Source organism: Staphylococcus carnosus (genome assembly GCF_900458435.1).
Classification (GTDB): Bacteria; Bacillota; Bacilli; order Staphylococcales; family Staphylococcaceae; genus Staphylococcus; species Staphylococcus carnosus.
In genome coordinates this window covers 2,071,336-2,088,764 of the sequence record NZ_UHCT01000001.1, presented here as the reverse complement: position 1 = coordinate 2,088,764, position 17,429 = coordinate 2,071,336, and the positions used below count along the sequence as shown (strand labels likewise).

The following is a 17,429-nucleotide window of genomic DNA, read 5'->3' as shown; positions in this document are numbered from 1 at the left end:
ATTTTTCTTGACTTCGGAATAACCGAAATGATACACTATGTACATACCAAATCGAAAGAGGTGAGTAAATGTTCATTAAGGACGAGCATGGTAAACCTATCGTCTTACCTTTAGCGAATTGGCGTAAAATGAAGGGTTTAACTCAAAAGAGCCTTGCCAAACAGGCAGAAGTGACAGAACGGACTATTCAGAATTACGAAGATGATACTAAGAATATCAGAAACGCAAGATATTCTACAATTAAGAGAATCGCTGAAGCATTAGGTATAGGTACGGACAATATTTTTTTTGATTAACGTTTCGGTTTTTCCGAAATGAGAGGAGGGTTATAAATGAGCGAATTACAAGTATTTAATTTCGAAGAATTACCAGTAAGGACATTAATAATGGATGATGAACCTTATTTTGTAGGAAAAGATGTGGCGGAAGTTTTAGGATACTCAAATACACGTGATGCGTTAAATAAACATGTTGATGAAGATGATAAGAAAATTCTAACGTCGCGAAACACGACTTTAGAAAATTTGCCAAATCGAGGACTTACGGCAGTTAATGAATCAGGATTATACAGTTTAATCTTCTCATCAAAATTAGAATCAGCAAAACGTTTCAAAAGATGGGTAACATCAAAAGTTTTACCAGCAATTCGCAAACATGGAATCTACGCAACGGATAGCGTGATTGAACAAACGATCCAGAATCCGGATTACATCATTAATATCTTAACTGAATTTAAAAAAGAACGTGAAGGTCGTTTGGTTGCAGAACAACAGGTGCATGAACTGAAACCCAAAGCTACTTATTACGATCTGGTTCTACAAAACAAATCTTTATTATCAGTAAGCAAGATTGCTAAAGATTACGGAATGAGTGCTAGAGCGCTGAACAAGTTGTTGCATGAATTAGGCGTTCAATATAAACATGGCGATATTTGGTTGTTATACGCGAAACATCAAGATAAAGGTTACACACATACAAGCACATATGCATTAGATGAAGAACACTCAAAAGTCACTACTAAATGGACGCAAAAGGGCAGACTGTTCATTTATGACTTGCTCAAAGACAACAATATCCTGCCCACAATCGAGAGAGGTTAAAGGAGGTGAATGGAATGCAAGAAAACTCTTTGAAAACGAACCCGAACACAATGTATGAAACGATCAATATTTTATTAAAAGAAATACAAAAAAACCCAAACCCACAGTTGATTGAGGCAACTGCGAATTTGGTCTTAGCTTACAAAGAAGTCACTAGATAAATTTTGGTGGTTCAGAACTAGTATTTAAATATTCTATCCAAACCACTCTGTCTAAATTAACGATGATCTTTTCAGGTTTTTTGACTTGAAGAATACCTGCGATTGAAGGTGTGTTTTCTAAAACTTCAACTTCAACATTATCGCCATTATCTAAGTGGAGTCTTAAAAACATATCCTCGTATCGATTCAGAAATGTTCGGATGTTATCAATGTTCATAATATCACCTCCTTAGGTGATTATATCAAAACCCACAATCGAGCGGAATTAAAGGAGGTGAGTCAAAGTGAACATTCAAGAGCAAAATAAAAAATCTCGATGTAGCGATGACCACATCAAGATTACTGGATGGGAGATAGTTGATATTAATAGAAAGTTAAATATTTTCAATTTCCTATTAATAATTTTAATACTGTTACAAGTATTCCAGTTATTCCTATGAGTGAAGGTAGAAATACTTTAAAAATGACTTTCCAAAAAGCTTTTCTACCTTCAGTAGTTATAAATCTTTTAGTTGTTGAACCTTGTATAGGAAAACCGTTAACGTAAAAAGTTTTTCCATGTTCGGAGTATATGTAGTTTTTATCTAACATTTCACTTAAATTTTTATCTTCAAACTCAATATTCACCGAACCTTTAATGTAAGCAACTAAAAGTTTCCAAAATATACCAGGAGTTATTTAAATCACCTCCTCAATAGGAGTATAGCAGAAAATTTATGAACAAATCCTACAATCGAGCGGAATTAAAGGAGGAAATAAAATGAGCAAACTCAAAGCAATCAAAATAGCACTCCTAATCGTCATCTTGGCGGAAGAGATTAAGAGTGCTGTGAAAAAAATTCATTATAACGAATTTATAACTTATAAACCAAAAAAAAGAAGAGTAATTAAGCTTGATAAAGTTCAATAACTTTTTTAGCTACTTCGTCATCTAATGCACCTGAAATATTAGAATCGAATTTTAAAACTATCCATGAATCGTCGCTATCAAGAACTTCTTGCAATAATTCACTTATATCTTGTTGTGTTTTCGTAGATTTAACTAGCCAAACAGAATCTTGGATATGCAACGAATCTTTAAATGATTTAAGCAAATACCAAAGTGAATTATATTCTTTTCTTGGTGTATGCAAATCATAACTAACTAAGTACTTATTCATATTTTCACACCACCCACTATCGCAGTAGCGATAACCAAATTATACACGAAAGGAGTCGCTATTATGATCATCAATTATTTAACTATAAAAGATATACAGATGTTGGCAGGTGTTAGTAAAAGTAAAGCATCTTCAATTGTAAGGGAGTTGAACAGTGAACTTGAAGAAGAAGGATTTATTGCAATTAGAGGGAAGGTTCCTATCCAATTAGTGAGAGAAAAATTCCCATATTGTGATTTGTCGGATGAAGCAATTCGAGAATTAAAAGAATTTAACGTTAAAAAAGAGGTGAAACAATGAAGTCATTTTGGATAGCATACGCGTTTTGGTTTGTAACTTCATTCATTCTAAGTGCAATAACAAGCGATGCAATTATATCGATGGCGTGGGGATTTATAGCTTCGTTAGCGGTATATGTATTCTTTTTAGTTTGGTACTACGAAACAGACGTATTCGATACTGAAGAGGTTGAAGATGACGACGAAGAGTATATTACTTTATTTACGATTAAGTATTAAAAAAAGACTGCTAGCAACGGCAATTGCTAACAGTCAAAGATGAAATTAGACACTTTCATCATAACAAATTTTTACAGGAGGTACTACATGGGCCTTAAAAAATATGCACATAAATTTATCGACATGTTAGATGAGTCGGAAATCGAAGGATATATAGAGTATTCAAAAGATCCACGACAAACTTTAATATTTGCTCACTATGACGTCAAATATAATTCAGGTATTCGTTTTTTTATTGTAAGTAGTCAAGATACTGATGATGAACAACTACGTACACTCAAGCTTATTGAAAAACTATTGAGTGACAGAAAAAAGGTGAGTTCCAATGCCTAAACAAACAGTTACCTATCTTATTAAGATTACTGATACCAACCTATATGTTACAAACAGACCCACTGAACAAAACACTACAATCAAATATTCAACCAGCCTTAGTGACGCTAGAGAGTTCAACGGAATGGAAGATGCAGCAGTAGATATGACATTCCATACTGCAATAAAAAAGACAGTTACAGAAACAACTGAATATGAGGAGGTCGCATATGACACAGGAAATGAACCTATTCCAGAAAATAGCAGATGTTAAAGCTAATATAGATGGATTCACTAAAGATACTAAAGGCTACAACTACTCATATGTTAGTGGTTCGCAAGTATTACACAGAATTAGAAATAAGATGATTGAAAACAATTTATTACTTGTACCAAAAACATCAGAAGAAAATTACAAACAAATTGATGTGACAAGATTTAATAAAAAAGCTGGTCGTGAGATTACAACATCAGAATTTATCGTTGAAATGAAATTGACTTATGTGTGGATCAATGCAGACAAACCAGAAGAACAGTTCGAAGTAACATTTTATGCAGTAGGACAACAAGATGACGTTTCTAAAGCACATGGTACTGCACTAACTTACGCAGAAAGATACTTCTTAATGAAATTCTTCAATATTCCAACTGATGAAGATGATGCAGATGCAAAAGAAAAGCGCGAGCAATATACCAAACCAGATGCTAAAGCGATTGGGACATTAAAAGAAGAAATGTTGAAATTCAGCGAACTTATGCAGTCTGTAGGAAAACAAGTAAGCGTTGATGATGTCCAGCAAAAACTAGGTATCAACGATGTTCAAAATTTAAGTAATAGTCAAATCACTGTGTGCATCAAAAAATTAGATAACTGGTCAAAACAAGCGAAGGAGAATGAATAATGATTAACAGAGTCGTATTAGTAGGTCGTTTAACAAAAGATCCAGAATTCAGAACAACCCCGAGCGGTGTAGATGTAGCAACATTCACACTAGCAGTCAACCGTAATTTTAAGAGTAAAAATGGAGAGCAACAGGCGGACTTTATCAACTGTGTTGTATTCCGTAAACAAGCAGAAAACGTCAATAATTATTTGAATAAAGGCAGTTTAGCAGGTGTCGATGGTCGCTTACAATCACGCAGCTATGAAAATAAGGAAGGACAACGTGTGTTTGTAACCGAAGTAGTAGCAGATAGTGTTCAATTCTTAGAGCCAAAGAATAACAATCAACAAAACAATCAACCTCAACAACAACAAGGGCAAGCACCAGCAGGCAATAACCCGTTTGGAAATGCTAGCGACGATATTTCAGAATCGGAACTCCCTTTCTAGGATGTGATTAAATGGCTGAAATTTGGAAAGATGTGGTTGGTTATGAAGGTATCTACGAAGTAAGCAATAAAGGTCGAGTAAGAACTCATAAAGATAAAGTTAGTTGGTCAAAACGCTTTAAAAAATGGAAACATTGGAAGCAACGTTACTTAAAAGACAAAACGCCTAATGGTAGAGATGCAAGAGTAGCACTTTGGAAAGATGGAAAACCAAAATACTTTTTAGTTCATCGATTAGTAGCGTTTGCTTTCATACCAAGAATTGAAGGTAAGGATTGTATAAATCATATTGATGGTAATCCTAAAAATAATAATGTGAGCAATCTTGAATGGTGTAATTATAAAGAGAATATTAATCATGCTTTCGAAAACGGATTAAGCACTACCAATATGGCCGTAAGATTAACGAATCATCTTGGCATTGAATATGAATTTATAAGTATGAGTAGAGCTAGTAAGTTTTTAGGTCGCAATCACGGATATGTAAGTGGTCGATTGAAAAACAACTGTTCGAAGTTAACGGATACAGATGGCAATAAATACAAAGTCGAGAAGTTGATATAAATGGCTAAAATCAAAAATTACATTACTCAAGATGACGGTACAACTACCGTTGTCATTGAGGGTGTAGATATAGATAACAAAACATCGTTATTACTAGATAACGGGCTTGATGTCGAAGTCGAATGTAAGCCTATTGATCCATACAAAATTACAGATAAACAGCGCAAAAAGATATTCGCCTTATGTAACGACATAGAGAGCCACACAGGGCAGCCCCGTGACTATATGAGGTATTTGTTCATGGATTACGTAGAAGTCCTTTATGGGTATGAAAAACGCCTCTCATTGAGCGACTGCACGCGTACCCAAGCAAACCAAATCATAGAAGTTACACTTGATTGGATATTTCATAACAATATTCCATTAGCTTATAAAACAAGTGACTTACTCAAAAACGATAAAGTATTTCTATATTGGTCAACGGTCAATCGTAACTGTGTTATCTGTGGTAAAACTCATGCACAGTTAGCTCATTATCATGCGGTAGGTCGAGGACGCAACAGACGCAAGATAAGCCACTTAAACAACAAGGTACTTGCATTATGTTCAGAACATCATAAGGAACAGCATGCTATCGGTATGGATAGTTTCAATGAGAAATACCACTTAGAGAACAGTTGGGTTTCAGTAGATGATCGGCTTAACAAAATGTTGAGAGGAGGAAAAAATGAATGAGCAAATTATTAATTGACGATTATCCAATACAAGTCTTACCTAAATTAGCTGAAAAGGTAGGATTAAATGAAGCGATAATCTTGCAGCAAATACACTACTGGTTAAATAGTAGTAAGCATAACTATGACGGTAAGCGTTGGATATATAATTCCTATCCTAATTGGGCAAAGCAATTTCCTTTTTGGAGCGAAAGAACTATCAAAAGAGCATTCGGTAGTTTAGAAAAGCAAGACCTTTTATATGTAGGTAACTACAATAGAGCCGGTTTTGACCGTACTAAATGGTATTCAATCAACTATGAAAACTTGAATAATCTAGTGGCACGACCATCGGGACAAAATGGCACGACGAGCATGACAAATTGTCACGATGCAAGAGGACAAAATGTCACGACCAATACCAGAGACTACACAGAGATTACTACAGAGACTACTAACAATAATATATTGTCTCCTTCGTCGACTGCGTACCCTTACCGTGATGTAATTAATTATCTTAACCAACAGACAGATAAGCACTACAAATCTACGACTAAGAAAAATCAAACGGTCATACGCGCAAGAACTGATGAAGGTTTTACATTAGATGACTTCATAAAAGTAATCGATAACAAAGTATCGGAGTGGAAAGATACAGACATGGAAAAGTATTTGAGACCCGAGACATTATTCGGTACTAAATTTGAGGGTTACCTTAACCAACAACAATCTAATGCAGTAGATGAGGACTGGAAAAAGCAATACGAGGATGTGTTTTAGATGGATGCTTTTTCAAAAATAGCTAAGCAAGCTAAATTCAGAAACAAAGTAGTCAAACAAGAAATGGGATTGCATTGTGAAAAGTGCGGTCGTGACTATGATTACTATGAGTTTGATAATGGTCAAGTCATTAAAGATGGTTGTGATTGCAAGATGATAGCACTGGCCAAAGAGTCTACCGAAAACTTTAAGAAGAAGCAGCAACGTATCAAGACTAATGCAATATTCAAGAAATCGATTATCAATGATGATTTAGCGGATGCAGACTTTAACAACTATGATCCAACAAGCCAACAACTAGCAAAAGCTAAAGCATTACTGGAACGTTACGCTAACAACTTCACATTAAATAATAAACAATCAATCTTGTTGTTCGGAACGTATGGTACAGGCAAGAGTCATTTATCTATGGCAACTATCAAAAGAGTGAGAGAGAAAGGTTATTCAGTCTTATACATGAATGTACCTCAATTGATTACCACTTACAAAGATACGTACAACAAACAATCGCAGCTAACTGAAAGAGACTTAGATAAAGCGATAGCAGATGTAGATTTACTTGTACTGGATGACTACGGAACGTCACTAAGCAACTTCGGTGTACAAAAGATGTTTGAAGTAATGGAATCACGTACAGGCAAGCACAACATCATCACAACTAACAACAGTAGTAAAGAATTAATACAAAATAAGGATCTAGCCAAGATATTCAGCAGAATGATGAAGAATACTACCACAATAAATATGAATGGCGAAGATTTCCGCATGAGAGGATTAAACTTTTAATGTTAACTAAAGAAAATATCATTGAAATATTAGGTTGCAGTCCAGTATACGCTCAGTTGCACATAGACACTGCAAATGGCAACGCTGATAAGTTACAGAAGCAAATAGATGTAGAAGTAAATAAGAGAGTGTACACGCCGGGTGTGATGGAATTTGAGGTGAAACATGGAATTAGAAATTAATTTCAACGAAACACATAAAGCGCCTATCGGCTCACCTCGACCACGTTTTTCTATGAGAGGTAAATATGTTCAAACATATATGCCTAAAACTTATACGGATCATAAACAGTTCATACAAAAACAAATGCCGAAATTGATGATGGAAGGCAATTTAATCGTAACATTGCAATTCTTATTCATTCCGCCTTTGAGTTGGAGTAACAAGAAGCGGTTAGCAATGGTAGGTCAGTATAAACGTACGAAACCAGATATAGATAATTTGATTAAAACAGTATTGGATGCTGCAAATAATCACTTGTGGCAAGACGATAATCAAATTGTAGAAGTTAAAAGTTTTAAAAAATATGGGGAAACGCCAAAAATCATTATGAAAGTTGAGATGGTCGAATGATAGTAAGGATGCAGTACACATTAACTTTCGAGAAAGATATTGAAGTAGACACTCAAGACATATATCTAGCAGAGGAACAAGCAATAGATGAGATTCACAAAAATAAAGAGGACCATATTGACGGCGAAGTGATTGAAGCAGATGACTTCGAGATGAAATGGATAATGGAGTGAGAGAAATGTATGCAAAATCGAAAACACCAATAGTTATTGATGGTAGAGAAATAGTATTAACAAATAAACAGAGAGCAGAAATGCGAGTAAAACAATTAAGTTTAGCACTGGTTCAACAAAGAATTAATGAAGGATGGACTTTAAAGCAAGCACTGAAATACAACTCGACTTATGTAACAAAGAATAACGAAATATGTTGGATGATCCCAATGATAGAAATGTCATTTTATATTCCAGTAAGAGAAAAAGAACGTATCAATGTTGTAGGTGCACGGATTACTGAAAGAGTCAAAAAAGGTGAATGGATTGATGAGATTTTAGGAGATATTGATTATTACGTAGAATATAACGGCAGAACACATTATGACCTAGCGACAGATGATATTGAACGTAAGTTGGAAGCTGAGAAATTGGAAGAAGAAAGAAAAAAGCGTTTAAAACCGTGGCTCTACGATGGAACACCGCAAGCAGTCAAACCTAGTGAATGGTTTAAATACTTATGCGAGAACGACTTAATGAAAAAGGCGGTGCGTTAGATGAAAGAGATTAAAGACTTGAATGTGAACGACAGAATCATTATTTGGCGATACAACGATATGAATATTGATGAAGGACACAACGCTACTGTAATCCGCAGAGTTGTACGACATGCAGAACCACAAGCAGTTGTTGTGCAATTGGACGGTGTGTCAAACGAAGCAACAATCACTGATAAAGATTACTTTGATACATTACCTTTAAGTAATCAGAAGTCAGAAGATTACGAAAACGAGGAACCGTTTTTCGTCAATGATGCGGATAAAGGTATTCCTTCTCATTACCAAGGCAAAGACGGGATAGATGTAATCGAATTTCTTAGACAGCAGATGACATCTCAAGAGTTCAAAGGTTTCATGACAGGCAACATTATCAAATATGCTACACGATTAGGTCGTAAAGATGAAAAAGTGAAAGAGTTGGAAAAAATAGAAGTCTATGCAAAGCGACTGAAAGAGGTGCTGACAAATGAATAAACAAATATATCTCGGTGGCGGAATGCTAGATCTCGGAGACCAAATGCGAAGAGCGTGGGAACGTGATGATCTGAAACGTTTAGGCTTTGATGTTTATGTACCGCAAGATGATAAGAGTGTGAACGATAAAAACAACGCAGTACAAGAAGGATTAGCTGAGCGTATTGTGAGAAATGATACGAATGGAATTTCTGAAAGCGACATTCTGATTTTCGATTATCTCACTCACAATCAGGGCACAATCGCCGAAATGGGCTATATTCAGGGATTAATGCACAGCGGTCACGAATGTAAGGTGTATGTACAGTGTACAGACATCAGACAGGGAACAGGGCATGTTAATCGAGAACAAGATAGAGCAGAGTTTAGCATTAACCAGTACGTCTACGGTGTGATACTGGACATCACAGACGGACGTGGCGTGCAGACGTGGAACGAGATTACGGAGGAACTAATAAAAAAACCATGCGTGAGTTAACAAACAGCAAAAGGCAACATTTTCGAAGATAAGGAGTTGCTATCAAATGACTGATAAAGAATTAGCTTACAAGTACAAAGCGAACAGAGATGAATTAATAGATGATGTTAATAAATTACGAAATGAGTGGCTGGAGTTAGAAGAATACATCAATGAAAAGATGGAATGGAACCCAAGTAATTATCAATATAAGTCAGTTAAACATGAAATGGATCGAATTAAGGGAGGACAAGTAAATGACTAACACAGTAACAATAGATTTAAAAACTTATAACGAATTATATGCTAAAGCAAAAATGTATGACGAGCATACTTGTGATAAACCATTAGACGTAAACATCAATATAGAGTTAGGTCCAAGAGACTTATTAAAATCAAAGGAAGAAATAATCACTAAAAAGGCAAAGGTATGGTTGTATAAAAATGGAGGTCTTTTATAAATGACTAACCTACAAATCAAACTACTATCAGACAACGCAACAATGCCGACACGTGCAAATGCGACGGACGCTGGTTATGACATATACGCAGCAGAAACAGTGATACTTGAGCCACAAGAAAAAGCATTAATCGCTACTGATATAGCAGTAAATATTCCTAAAGGTTATGTTGGATTGCTTACAAGTAGAAGTGGTGTTAGTAGTAAAACGCACCTTGTAGTTGAAACAGGAAAGATTGACGCAGGTTATCAAGGACATATGAAGATTAATATTAAGAATGATAGTCAAGAGTTCGATACAGAAGAAGATGCTTATTTTAATATTCAAAATAAATTTGAACATGGATACGTCAGCAAATTCGTAAATACTAATTATACAATTCACAAAGGCGACCGACTAGCACAGTTGGTTATCGTACCAATATGGAAACCAGAGTTAGAACCAGTTAAGGAGTTTAGTAATGAAACAGCAAGAGGAGAAAAAGGGTTTGGTTCAAGTGGAACAAGATAAAGACATACTAGATAAAGTTAAGGCATTGCTTAATAAGGAGTGAGTGTGGATGGTAGTAGATAAAGATACACATTATGTAGTTGAAGTTAATAAAGGTATTTACTTATTCAAATATCGTATAGGAGGATTTGGATTTACAGATGATATCAAGCGAGCAACTTTATTTGAATATAACAATTATGATGAAGCGAATAATGTAGCCATAAAATGTGGTGGTAAACTTACGAAATATGTAATTACGCATGAGGTGTTGTGAATGCAATTTCTAATCCGACACATAACAGACTCAACCGGTCACCCTTTCACTCATGTAACTAAAGCACGTGAGAATGAAACCTACACTGTGATTGAGGCAGAGAGTAAGGAAGAGGCTGAGAGGATGGTGAAAGAACCTAGAATGTTAGCGAATAGAGGGTTAGGTACAACTATTAAACATGAGCGTTTTACTGAAGAAGAAAAAGAAACATTATTCGGTAAAGATTATAAGAAAGGACAGTGAGTAAATATGTGGGACTACGAAATAGTTACAGCACTCAAAAGTCAAACACTAAAAACAAATGGTATATATACGATTGATAGAGACGATGAAAAATTCATTCAACACAACGATTATTTTGAGCACAAGACATTCTTCCAGTGTCCGAGATGTAAGAGTTTAAATGTAGATGCCGAACGTGCGTATGGAAGTAATGGGCCAGTAGTTATTGTTAGAAGCTGTGATGATTGTGGATACCAACATACTACGGATTTAACTAAAGGAGGAAAAATAAATGATTAAAAAAGCGATTAAAAGACCAGACGTAGTTGAGTATATTGAGTTTAAAGGAAAAGAGAATTTTAAAGAGGTATGTGAATTTATAGGACGTTCAGAACCATTACTAACAAGAACAGACGGTAAGGAGTATTTGCTATTAAACCACTATGTCTCTGACAAAGAAGATGCTCCAATATATCCAGGAACAATATTCTATAGATGGTATGACTTTGAGCAAGATTGTAAGCCTTGGGGAGTTATGAACAAAGGCGCTTTCTTCAAACGTTACATGGAGGATTAACCTATGACTATGTATATGCTAAAGACACCATATTATGTTGGAAACACAATGAACATGTCAGGTGAGATGTTTGAGATTAAGAAACTGAAACATCCTATAGTATTAAGTGGTAAGAGGTATAGATATAGAGAAGTAAATACTGGGGCTTTATTTAGCAGTAAACGTTCAATCAAACAGCATTTTACCAAAGGCACGTATAAGTCTGAATATCCTAAACGCCTACTCTATATTGTCTCACTCCTCACTGTATACGAACTAAGCAAGTACGTTACGAATGAGATTATCATACGCTTAACAGCTAACAATGAGATAGATGCACCATGTGATTACGACATCAACAGTCAGGCGGATTTGAATGGGGTTCATAACTATAATGCGGGAGGTAAGTAAATAATGTGGATAGCACTAACCATTCTCTTTGCTCTCCTCTCGCTTGTGCTTTATATAGCGAATCGAGAGTTGAATGAAGAGTTAAAGTTAAAGGATATTATTATACAAACACTTATTGAAAGGAATGATGATAATGGATAAATTTTACCAGTCGCAGATTCATAACATTGAAGTGGATATAGATATTGCGAAGAACACTATTGATAAATATCAACGTCAAATAAAAGAATGGCAAGAAGATATCAAACATAAAGAAGCATACATCAAACAATTAAAACAATTCAAATCAGATATTGAAAACAAACTAATGTAGGAGGCCTGCACATTGTACACAGAGAAAGAAGTAAGAGAGATGTTGGATAACTATAAGTTCTATCAGAATATGGTAGAAGCAGATATATATGATAGTGATAGTACATCTGTTGCACAGTATGGTATAGAAGCTACATTACCTAAAGCTAAAGGTACTACTGGAGATAAAGTATTAGTGAAGGTCATCAATAGGAACAAGCAATGGAGACGTAAGATAAAGATGATAGAGAAGATGCAGTTCATTGATGAACATGAGGAGTACGTTACTGATGAGGTCAACTATCATATACTTCAGATGATGAAGCGTGGTATGAAGCATAAGACTATCATGGACATTGCATGTATCAATAGCAGATCTAACTTCTATGGTCGTGTGAATGAGATAGTCAATGTGTACATGGATGTACAGCAAGGCAACTACAGTTAGAACACATCGAACACTTTGGACACATCGAACACTATTAGGTATCACATATCTATTAAGTTATAATCGAGTTATAGCGATAGTAGTACATAAGGCATGGCACATTGAGTGTTGTGTCTTTCTTTATATCTGATACAGATAGAGAGGTACGGTGGTCACTATGTATCTATGTGAATGAGAATACTATATTATAACTGAGGCACATCACTAACATGGTGTGTCTCTTTTGTTTATTGATATGAATACTATCAAGCATGTCAGTGTTGATATGAGTAAGCAGTAAGTAGGAGGTGGCATGTGGCACTAAGCAAAGCACAACGACGTGCGTTCTACAATAGCAGCGAGTGGAGACACAAGCGAAAGGCAATCCAAGAGCGCGACCAGTTCGAATGTCAATCTTGTAAGCGACAAGGTAAGGTATCTCTTGATGTATATGAGCCTAATAAGAATGGTCGTAAAAAGATTAAGTTAGTGGTCCATCATATAAAAGAGTTAGAACATCATCCAGAATTGGCATTGGAAGATGATAACTTAGAAACATTATGTGTTGATTGTCATAACAAAATTCACGACAGACATTACACGACTTGGAAACGAAAAGAAAATAAATGGCAAGATGAAAAGTGGTAAAAATATTTTCGGGATTAAAAATTAAATAAAAAAATATTTAAATCCCCCCGGGTCAAAATTTTTTTGAAAAAACTTTGGAGGGGGAACCGGTGATGGGGAATCGATTCCGCAGATTTAAAATGAAAAAAATTGCGTAACCCCTCCCTGAAAATTGACTAAAGAAAGAGGTGATATAGATGAGAGTAAGAGATGACGATGAAAAAGTTGTGCAAGAACGAGAACGCTTATTAGACATATACAAGGACGTTCCACAAGACAAATTGAACGTAGTTCAGGGATTAATTATTCAAGCAGCACGTTTGAGAGTCATGTTGGACTATATGTGGGAAGATATTCAAGAAAATGGAGAGTATATGCTGTTCACGCAATCCGAAAAAACTGAACCGTATGAAAGGGAACGACCTGTTGCACGACTTTACAACACACGCGATCAATCTTATCAACGTATCATCAAGCAACTCTCTGATTTATTACCAAAAAAGGATGACGAACCAGAGAAGCCAGTACGTCGTGACTTAGTATGATTAAGAATAAGTATATTGATGACTATATCCGTTTATGGAAAACAGGCAAAATATTGCTTAACAAAGAACGGATTATGCTTATTGCATATCTTGAAAGAGATGTACTTAGTCGTGGTGACTTATATTTTGATGAAGAACAAATTGAAAACTTTATCAAATTTACTGAGAAGTGGTACTTCCCACTGCAACCATTCCAAAAGTTTATAGTACCATTTATATTTCTGTTCGAAAAAGAAGGGAACTTCCTATATTTCGAGCAGTTTTTTATTACGTTAGGTCGTGGCGGAGGTAAAAACGGATTTATTACAGCGCTGTCGAATTACTTTATCAGCTATCTGCATGGTATTCCTAATTACGATATTTCTGTAGTAGCCAATTCAGAGGACCAAGCTAAAACGTCATTTGAAGAAGCTTATAACATGATTGAACGTAACGAATTGGAAGATATGTTCTATCTGACTAAGTTGGTAATCACTGACACAGAAACTAAATCACGTTTCAGATTCAGAACTTCGAATGCTGGTACAAAAGATGGTGGTCGTGAAGGTTGTGTCATTTATGACGAAGTACATAGATACGAAGATAGCGAAACAGTAGATGTGTTCAGTTCTGGATTAGGTAAAGTCAGAAATCCACGTGAATTTTTTATCGGTACAGACGGTTATGTGCGTGAGGGCTTCTTAGACAAATTGAAAGAACGTTCACTTTCTTTGCTTAAAGGCGAAACACCAGACGATAGAATTTTCCCGTTCATTTGCAAGTTGGATGACCCTAAGGAAGTTGATGATCCAACGATGTGGGAGAAAGCTAATCCGATGTTCAGTGAGCCGATGTGCGAATATGCACAAGGTTTATTCAGAAAAGTTAAAAACCAATACAATGAAATGACTTTTGCGCCATCTAAACGTGAAGAATTTATGACTAAGCGTATGAATCTTCCTGAAGTAGATTTAGAAAAAGTTGTAGCACCATGGGAAGAAATTTTAGCGACAAACAGACCATTTCCTGAGTTGGAACAAAGACAATGCTTAGGCGGTTTGGATTATGCAAGTATCAAAGACTTTGCAGCAGTCGGATTGCTTTTCAGAGAGGGCGATGACTACATTTGGAAGTCACATTCATTTGTACGTAAAGGCTTTTTAGACAAAGTGAAATTGAAAGCACCTATTCATGAGTGGGAGAAAGAGGGATTACTCACAATTGTAGATGAACCTTCTATCAATCCACTTCATATTGTCTTATGGTTCGATAAAATGCGAGAAACATACGGATTAGAAAAAGTGATTGCTGATAATTTCAGAATGGATCTATTAAGACCACTATTTGAAGAATACGGAATAGAAATTGAAGTGATTAGAAATCCTAGAGCCATACAATCATTGTTAGCACCTCGAATTGAAACCATGTTTGCTAACCATAATGTCATATTCGATGACAATCCTATGATGCGTTGGTACACAAATAACGTTGCTGTCAAAATCAAACCGGATGGCAACAAAGAATATATCAAGAAAGATGAGATTAGACGTAAAACAGACGGGTTCCAAGCATTTATTCACGCTTTATACAGAGCAGACGATTTATTGGAAGCGGACGTCAGTTCGAGTCTTGACTTCTTGAACGCAATTGACTTTTAGAAAGGAGGAAAGTAATGGCTGGATTATTTGATAAGATTTTCGGCAGACATGAAGAAGCAAGCTGGATGTATGATTTGGAATTGTTTCAAGATACATCTGAAAAAGCTTATTTGAAACAAGCAGCATTGAATACTTGTATTGAATTTTTAGCAAGAACTCTTTCACAATCAGAGTTTCGATTTTTAGACGCTGATAATAAGTCTTTAAAAGACCAATCCTGGTACAAATTGAATGTTAGACCGAATACAGATTTATCTTCAACAGATTTTTGGCAGAAAGTTATCTACAAATTGATTTATGACAATGAAGTGTTGATTGTCGTGACAGATACCAAAGATTTAGTAGTGGCAGACAATTATAATCGTAAAAAATATGCGCTGTATCCCGATATTTTCGAAGATGTAACAGTAAGCGATTATGAATTTGAACGTTCATTTAATATGGACGAGGTTATTTACTTAACTTACAACAATGACAAACTGAATAAATTTACTGAAGGCTTATTTGCAGACTATGGAGAGATATTCGGACGTATGATAAGCGCTCAAATGCGTAATTATCAGATACGAGGCATCATGAATGTTGATTCCAGTGCAGTCAACGGCGAAAAGAATACAGAAAAAATGCAAAACTATGTCGATAAAGTCGTTAATTCATTCAGTAACAATGGAGTAGCAGTTGCGCCATTAACAAAAGGGTTTGACTATCAAGATGTATCTTCTGCATCTAAATCAAACAATGCACCTTTTGATGAATTGGGCAAGCTTTTCAGGTCATTAATTGATATTGTGGCTAAAGCAATCGGTATCCCTCCCTCTCTTATTCATGGAGAGATGGCGGATTTGGATAATGCGATGAAATCGTACATTAAATTCTGTATCAAGCCTTTGATTAAGAAGATTGAAGATGAATTGAACGCTAAATTGTTGAAACAAAATGAAGTTATCAAAGGCAAACGGATTAAAGTTATCGGCATCGATAAGAAAGACCCGTTAGAAATGGCTGAATCAATCGACAAACTTGTATCTTCAAGCACGTTCACACCGAACCAAGTATTAGTGATGTTAGGTGAGGAACCGTCAGACGACCCTCAAATGGATCAATACTTTGTAACTAAGAACTATACAACAACAAGAGAAGAAACTGCGGATAGCACACCAGAAGGAGGTGAAACTGATGAAGATTAACGTAAAAGGTGCGATTGTACCAAATAATGAAAAATGGATTTACGATTTGCTAGATATGGATGCAACTTCACCAAACGACATTATTAATGCGCTGCCTTCTACTAATGAAGATGTGGAAGTCATCATCAATTCAGGGGGCGGAGAAGTCATGTCTGGAAGTGAAATCTATACTGCATTAAAATCTTATGCCGGTAATGTCAATGTCAAAGTTGTAGGCGTTGCTGCAAGCGCTGCTTCTGTTATTGCAATGGCGGGCGACACAATTGAAATGAGTCCTACGGCGCAAATGATGATTCATAATGCGAGCACACTTGCTTATGGAGATGACAGAGCAATGGCTTCTGCTTCTAAAATGTTGAACAGTGTGAATAGAGGTATCGCTAATGCTTACATGAACAAAACAGGTAAATCCGAACAGGAAATTCTTGATTTGATGAATGAAGAAAGCTGGATGAGCGCACAAGATGCAGTTGATTTAGGGTTTGCAGACAGTAAGATGTTTGATGAGTCCGCAACACGTTTAGTCGCTAACACAGGTCATATGATTCCTAAAAATGCAATCGACAAAGTATCAGCAATGATGAACAAAACTCCTGAAATCAAAATTGACGTGGAACAAATTGCAAATAAAGTTATTGAGAAATTAGAAGAAAAAGAAGAACTTAGCAAACCTCAAAACAAGGTTAAGCATAAGTTCTTTTTTTAATACAAAAAATG

At 35.7% G+C, this 17,429-nt stretch carries 35 protein-coding genes and 1 pseudogene; 34 read left to right on the top strand and 2 right to left on the bottom strand.

Features of this window, described 5'->3' with window-relative positions; translation table 11 throughout:
* The first annotated feature begins 68 nt into the window (after positions 1-68).
* The 3 genes from DYE31_RS10135 to DYE31_RS12775 are packed head-to-tail and all read left to right on the top strand — an operon-like array spanning position 69 to position 1,261.
* Complete coding sequence (locus tag DYE31_RS10135) at positions 69-296, top strand: helix-turn-helix domain-containing protein (RefSeq protein ID WP_050731401.1); 228 nt, start codon at positions 69-71, stop codon at positions 294-296.
* Between the two features lie 36 nt (positions 297-332).
* Positions 333-1,100, top strand: coding sequence for a phage antirepressor (locus DYE31_RS10130; RefSeq protein ID WP_015899725.1), 768 nt, complete (start codon positions 333-335; stop codon positions 1,098-1,100).
* 14 nt (positions 1,101-1,114) lie between these two features.
* Positions 1,115-1,261, top strand: coding sequence for a hypothetical protein (locus DYE31_RS12775; RefSeq protein ID WP_165380129.1), 147 nt, complete (start codon positions 1,115-1,117; stop codon positions 1,259-1,261).
* Here the strand turns inward: DYE31_RS12775 and DYE31_RS10125 are convergent.
* Positions 1,254-1,478 carry a hypothetical protein gene (locus DYE31_RS10125; protein ID WP_015899727.1) on the bottom strand — a complete coding sequence of 75 codons (225 nt, stop codon included), beginning with the start codon at positions 1,476-1,478 and terminating at the stop codon, positions 1,254-1,256. The genes DYE31_RS12775 and DYE31_RS10125 overlap by 8 nt on opposite strands.
* Positions 1,479-2,021: 543 nt before the next feature.
* On the opposite strand from DYE31_RS10125, the gene DYE31_RS12770 reads away from it, so the two are divergent.
* Positions 2,022-2,171, top strand: a complete 150-nt coding sequence (locus tag DYE31_RS12770) for a hypothetical protein (protein WP_167313206.1) — start codon at positions 2,022-2,024, stop codon at positions 2,169-2,171.
* Here DYE31_RS12770 and DYE31_RS10115 read toward each other — a convergent pair.
* Positions 2,149-2,421, bottom strand: coding sequence for a hypothetical protein (locus tag DYE31_RS10115; RefSeq protein ID WP_015899728.1), 273 nt, complete (start codon positions 2,419-2,421; stop codon positions 2,149-2,151). The two genes, DYE31_RS12770 and DYE31_RS10115, sit on opposite strands and share 23 nt — an antisense overlap.
* A 63-nt stretch (positions 2,422-2,484) precedes the next feature.
* Between DYE31_RS10115 and DYE31_RS10110 the strand changes: the two genes are divergently transcribed.
* From DYE31_RS10110 to DYE31_RS09965, 30 genes and pseudogenes are all read left to right on the top strand, one after another.
* Complete coding sequence (locus tag DYE31_RS10110) at positions 2,485-2,721, top strand: hypothetical protein (RefSeq protein ID WP_015899729.1); 237 nt, start codon at positions 2,485-2,487, stop codon at positions 2,719-2,721.
* Entirely contained in the window at positions 2,718-2,939 is a 222-nt protein-coding gene (locus DYE31_RS10105; protein WP_041612947.1) for a hypothetical protein, read from the top strand. Before DYE31_RS10110 ends, DYE31_RS10105 begins: the two co-directional genes overlap by 4 nt.
* Before the next feature lie 87 nt (positions 2,940-3,026).
* Positions 3,027-3,272, top strand: a complete 246-nt coding sequence (locus DYE31_RS10100) for a hypothetical protein (protein ID WP_015899730.1) — start codon at positions 3,027-3,029, stop codon at positions 3,270-3,272.
* Positions 3,265-3,525, top strand: coding sequence for a DUF2483 family protein (locus DYE31_RS10095; protein WP_015899731.1), 261 nt, complete (start codon positions 3,265-3,267; stop codon positions 3,523-3,525). The genes DYE31_RS10100 and DYE31_RS10095 overlap by 8 nt, the downstream gene beginning before the upstream one ends.
* Positions 3,482-4,153 (top strand): ERF family protein, encoded by a 672-nt coding sequence (locus tag DYE31_RS10090; RefSeq protein WP_015899732.1) that lies wholly within the window; start codon positions 3,482-3,484, stop codon positions 4,151-4,153. The genes DYE31_RS10095 and DYE31_RS10090 overlap by 44 nt, the downstream gene beginning before the upstream one ends.
* Positions 4,153-4,584 (top strand): single-stranded DNA-binding protein, encoded by a 432-nt coding sequence (gene ssb / locus DYE31_RS10085; protein ID WP_015899733.1) that lies wholly within the window; start codon positions 4,153-4,155, stop codon positions 4,582-4,584. Before DYE31_RS10090 ends, ssb begins: the two co-directional genes overlap by 1 nt.
* 11 nt (positions 4,585-4,595) lie before the next feature.
* Positions 4,596-5,147, top strand: a complete 552-nt coding sequence (locus DYE31_RS10080; RefSeq protein ID WP_015899734.1) for an NUMOD4 domain-containing protein — start codon at positions 4,596-4,598, stop codon at positions 5,145-5,147.
* Positions 5,148-5,822, top strand: a complete 675-nt coding sequence (locus DYE31_RS10075) for a putative HNHc nuclease (RefSeq protein WP_015899735.1) — start codon at positions 5,148-5,150, stop codon at positions 5,820-5,822.
* Positions 5,819-6,580, top strand: a complete 762-nt coding sequence (locus DYE31_RS10070) for a conserved phage C-terminal domain-containing protein (protein WP_015899736.1) — start codon at positions 5,819-5,821, stop codon at positions 6,578-6,580. The genes DYE31_RS10075 and DYE31_RS10070 overlap by 4 nt, the downstream gene beginning before the upstream one ends.
* The gene (locus DYE31_RS10065) at positions 6,581-7,366 is read left to right on the top strand and encodes an ATP-binding protein (protein ID WP_015899737.1); all 786 of its coding nucleotides are present in this window, start codon (positions 6,581-6,583) and stop codon (positions 7,364-7,366) included.
* Between the two features lie 165 nt (positions 7,367-7,531).
* A complete protein-coding gene (locus DYE31_RS10055; protein WP_015899738.1) occupies positions 7,532-7,939 on the top strand; it encodes a RusA family crossover junction endodeoxyribonuclease in 408 nt (135 codons plus the stop codon).
* Entirely contained in the window at positions 7,936-8,112 is a 177-nt protein-coding gene (locus DYE31_RS12705; protein ID WP_015899739.1) for a hypothetical protein, read from the top strand. Before DYE31_RS10055 ends, DYE31_RS12705 begins: the two co-directional genes overlap by 4 nt.
* A 5-nt stretch (positions 8,113-8,117) precedes the next feature.
* The gene (locus DYE31_RS10050; protein WP_015899740.1) at positions 8,118-8,648 is read left to right on the top strand and encodes a hypothetical protein; all 531 of its coding nucleotides are present in this window, start codon (positions 8,118-8,120) and stop codon (positions 8,646-8,648) included.
* Positions 8,649-9,125: a DUF3310 domain-containing protein gene (locus DYE31_RS10045; RefSeq protein WP_015899741.1), complete on the top strand. Its 477-nt coding sequence runs from the start codon at positions 8,649-8,651 to the stop codon at positions 9,123-9,125.
* Positions 9,118-9,603 carry a nucleoside 2-deoxyribosyltransferase gene (locus tag DYE31_RS10040; protein WP_015899742.1) on the top strand — a complete coding sequence of 162 codons (486 nt, stop codon included), beginning with the start codon at positions 9,118-9,120 and terminating at the stop codon, positions 9,601-9,603. The genes DYE31_RS10045 and DYE31_RS10040 overlap by 8 nt, the downstream gene beginning before the upstream one ends.
* Positions 9,604-9,649: 46 nt before the next feature.
* Complete coding sequence (locus DYE31_RS10035) at positions 9,650-9,847, top strand: hypothetical protein (protein WP_015899743.1); 198 nt, start codon at positions 9,650-9,652, stop codon at positions 9,845-9,847.
* On the top strand, positions 9,840-10,043 hold the full coding sequence (locus DYE31_RS10030; protein ID WP_041612949.1) for a hypothetical protein: 204 nt from the start codon (positions 9,840-9,842) through the stop codon (positions 10,041-10,043). The genes DYE31_RS10035 and DYE31_RS10030 overlap by 8 nt, the downstream gene beginning before the upstream one ends.
* A complete protein-coding gene (locus DYE31_RS10025) occupies positions 10,044-10,553 on the top strand; it encodes a dUTP diphosphatase (protein ID WP_015899744.1) in 510 nt (169 codons plus the stop codon). It abuts the gene before it with no gap.
* 49 nt (positions 10,554-10,602) lie between these two features.
* On the top strand, positions 10,603-10,809 hold the full coding sequence (locus DYE31_RS10020; protein ID WP_015899745.1) for a hypothetical protein: 207 nt from the start codon (positions 10,603-10,605) through the stop codon (positions 10,807-10,809).
* Positions 10,810-10,929, top strand: a pseudogene (locus tag DYE31_RS12910) (DUF1381 domain-containing protein); the annotation flags it as partial.
* Between the two features lie 129 nt (positions 10,930-11,058).
* Positions 11,059-11,331, top strand: a complete 273-nt coding sequence (locus tag DYE31_RS10010) for a hypothetical protein (protein WP_041612950.1) — start codon at positions 11,059-11,061, stop codon at positions 11,329-11,331.
* Positions 11,324-11,608 carry a hypothetical protein gene (locus DYE31_RS10005; protein WP_015899747.1) on the top strand — a complete coding sequence of 95 codons (285 nt, stop codon included), beginning with the start codon at positions 11,324-11,326 and terminating at the stop codon, positions 11,606-11,608. Before DYE31_RS10010 ends, DYE31_RS10005 begins: the two co-directional genes overlap by 8 nt.
* Positions 11,609-11,611: 3 nt before the next feature.
* Entirely contained in the window at positions 11,612-11,998 is a 387-nt protein-coding gene (rinB, locus tag DYE31_RS10000; protein WP_041612951.1) for a transcriptional activator RinB, read from the top strand.
* A 133-nt stretch (positions 11,999-12,131) separates the two neighbouring features.
* Entirely contained in the window at positions 12,132-12,311 is a 180-nt protein-coding gene (locus DYE31_RS09995) for a hypothetical protein (protein WP_015899748.1), read from the top strand.
* A gap of 12 nt (positions 12,312-12,323) precedes the next feature.
* Complete coding sequence (locus DYE31_RS09990) at positions 12,324-12,737, top strand: hypothetical protein (protein WP_015899749.1); 414 nt, start codon at positions 12,324-12,326, stop codon at positions 12,735-12,737.
* A gap of 294 nt (positions 12,738-13,031) precedes the next feature.
* The gene (locus DYE31_RS09985) at positions 13,032-13,364 is read left to right on the top strand and encodes an HNH endonuclease (RefSeq protein WP_041612952.1); all 333 of its coding nucleotides are present in this window, start codon (positions 13,032-13,034) and stop codon (positions 13,362-13,364) included.
* Positions 13,365-13,540: 176 nt separating this feature from the next.
* On the top strand, positions 13,541-13,888 hold the full coding sequence (locus DYE31_RS09980) for a hypothetical protein (RefSeq protein WP_015899750.1): 348 nt from the start codon (positions 13,541-13,543) through the stop codon (positions 13,886-13,888).
* Positions 13,885-15,525, top strand: coding sequence for a terminase large subunit domain-containing protein (locus tag DYE31_RS09975; RefSeq protein WP_015899751.1), 1,641 nt, complete (start codon positions 13,885-13,887; stop codon positions 15,523-15,525). The genes DYE31_RS09980 and DYE31_RS09975 overlap by 4 nt, the downstream gene beginning before the upstream one ends.
* 14 nt (positions 15,526-15,539) lie before the next feature.
* Positions 15,540-16,712, top strand: a complete 1,173-nt coding sequence (locus DYE31_RS09970) for a phage portal protein (protein WP_015899752.1) — start codon at positions 15,540-15,542, stop codon at positions 16,710-16,712.
* Positions 16,702-17,418 (top strand): head maturation protease, ClpP-related, encoded by a 717-nt coding sequence (locus tag DYE31_RS09965; protein WP_015899753.1) that lies wholly within the window; start codon positions 16,702-16,704, stop codon positions 17,416-17,418. Before DYE31_RS09970 ends, DYE31_RS09965 begins: the two co-directional genes overlap by 11 nt.
* Positions 17,419-17,429 lie beyond the last annotated feature (11 nt).

Excerpts from the sequence above, each read along its gene's own strand:
- DYE31_RS10010 (WP_041612950.1), top strand. The coding sequence starts at position 11,059 with ATGTGGGACTACGAAATAGTTACAGCACTCAAAAGTCAAACACTAAAA.
- DYE31_RS10040 (WP_015899742.1), top strand. The coding sequence starts at position 9,118 with ATGAATAAACAAATATATCTCGGTGGCGGAATGCTAGATCTCGGAGAC.
- DYE31_RS10130 (WP_015899725.1), top strand. The coding sequence starts at position 333 with ATGAGCGAATTACAAGTATTTAATTTCGAAGAATTACCAGTAAGGACA.
- DYE31_RS10020 (WP_015899745.1), top strand. The coding sequence starts at position 10,603 with ATGGTAGTAGATAAAGATACACATTATGTAGTTGAAGTTAATAAAGGT.
- DYE31_RS10050 (WP_015899740.1), top strand. The coding sequence starts at position 8,118 with ATGTATGCAAAATCGAAAACACCAATAGTTATTGATGGTAGAGAAATA.
- DYE31_RS09965 (WP_015899753.1), top strand. The coding sequence starts at position 16,702 with ATGAAGATTAACGTAAAAGGTGCGATTGTACCAAATAATGAAAAATGG.
- DYE31_RS10035 (WP_015899743.1), top strand. The coding sequence starts at position 9,650 with ATGACTGATAAAGAATTAGCTTACAAGTACAAAGCGAACAGAGATGAA.
- DYE31_RS10070 (WP_015899736.1), top strand. The coding sequence starts at position 5,819 with ATGAGCAAATTATTAATTGACGATTATCCAATACAAGTCTTACCTAAA.
- DYE31_RS10025 (WP_015899744.1), top strand. The coding sequence starts at position 10,044 with ATGACTAACCTACAAATCAAACTACTATCAGACAACGCAACAATGCCG.
- DYE31_RS12705 (WP_015899739.1), top strand. The coding sequence starts at position 7,936 with ATGATAGTAAGGATGCAGTACACATTAACTTTCGAGAAAGATATTGAA.
- DYE31_RS10075 (WP_015899735.1), top strand. The coding sequence starts at position 5,148 with ATGGCTAAAATCAAAAATTACATTACTCAAGATGACGGTACAACTACC.
- DYE31_RS10135 (WP_050731401.1), top strand. The coding sequence starts at position 69 with ATGTTCATTAAGGACGAGCATGGTAAACCTATCGTCTTACCTTTAGCG.
- DYE31_RS09975 (WP_015899751.1), top strand. The coding sequence starts at position 13,885 with ATGATTAAGAATAAGTATATTGATGACTATATCCGTTTATGGAAAACA.
- DYE31_RS10055 (WP_015899738.1), top strand. The coding sequence starts at position 7,532 with ATGGAATTAGAAATTAATTTCAACGAAACACATAAAGCGCCTATCGGC.
- DYE31_RS10045 (WP_015899741.1), top strand. The coding sequence starts at position 8,649 with ATGAAAGAGATTAAAGACTTGAATGTGAACGACAGAATCATTATTTGG.
- ssb (WP_015899733.1), top strand. The coding sequence starts at position 4,153 with ATGATTAACAGAGTCGTATTAGTAGGTCGTTTAACAAAAGATCCAGAA.
- DYE31_RS10030 (WP_041612949.1), top strand. The coding sequence starts at position 9,840 with ATGACTAACACAGTAACAATAGATTTAAAAACTTATAACGAATTATAT.
- DYE31_RS10090 (WP_015899732.1), top strand. The coding sequence starts at position 3,482 with ATGACACAGGAAATGAACCTATTCCAGAAAATAGCAGATGTTAAAGCT.
- DYE31_RS10105 (WP_041612947.1), top strand. The coding sequence starts at position 2,718 with ATGAAGTCATTTTGGATAGCATACGCGTTTTGGTTTGTAACTTCATTC.
- DYE31_RS09980 (WP_015899750.1), top strand. The coding sequence starts at position 13,541 with ATGAGAGTAAGAGATGACGATGAAAAAGTTGTGCAAGAACGAGAACGC.
- DYE31_RS09970 (WP_015899752.1), top strand. The coding sequence starts at position 15,540 with ATGGCTGGATTATTTGATAAGATTTTCGGCAGACATGAAGAAGCAAGC.
- DYE31_RS10100 (WP_015899730.1), top strand. The coding sequence starts at position 3,027 with ATGGGCCTTAAAAAATATGCACATAAATTTATCGACATGTTAGATGAG.
- DYE31_RS10065 (WP_015899737.1), top strand. The coding sequence starts at position 6,581 with ATGGATGCTTTTTCAAAAATAGCTAAGCAAGCTAAATTCAGAAACAAA.
- DYE31_RS12775 (WP_165380129.1), top strand. The coding sequence starts at position 1,115 with ATGCAAGAAAACTCTTTGAAAACGAACCCGAACACAATGTATGAAACG.
- DYE31_RS10005 (WP_015899747.1), top strand. The coding sequence starts at position 11,324 with ATGATTAAAAAAGCGATTAAAAGACCAGACGTAGTTGAGTATATTGAG.
- rinB (WP_041612951.1), top strand. The coding sequence starts at position 11,612 with ATGACTATGTATATGCTAAAGACACCATATTATGTTGGAAACACAATG.
- DYE31_RS10110 (WP_015899729.1), top strand. The coding sequence starts at position 2,485 with ATGATCATCAATTATTTAACTATAAAAGATATACAGATGTTGGCAGGT.
- DYE31_RS10080 (WP_015899734.1), top strand. The coding sequence starts at position 4,596 with ATGGCTGAAATTTGGAAAGATGTGGTTGGTTATGAAGGTATCTACGAA.
- DYE31_RS09995 (WP_015899748.1), top strand. The coding sequence starts at position 12,132 with ATGGATAAATTTTACCAGTCGCAGATTCATAACATTGAAGTGGATATA.
- DYE31_RS12770 (WP_167313206.1), top strand. The coding sequence starts at position 2,022 with ATGAGCAAACTCAAAGCAATCAAAATAGCACTCCTAATCGTCATCTTG.
- DYE31_RS10095 (WP_015899731.1), top strand. The coding sequence starts at position 3,265 with ATGCCTAAACAAACAGTTACCTATCTTATTAAGATTACTGATACCAAC.
- DYE31_RS10125 (WP_015899727.1), bottom strand. The coding sequence starts at position 1,478 with ATGAACATTGATAACATCCGAACATTTCTGAATCGATACGAGGATATG.
- DYE31_RS10115 (WP_015899728.1), bottom strand. The coding sequence starts at position 2,421 with ATGAATAAGTACTTAGTTAGTTATGATTTGCATACACCAAGAAAAGAA.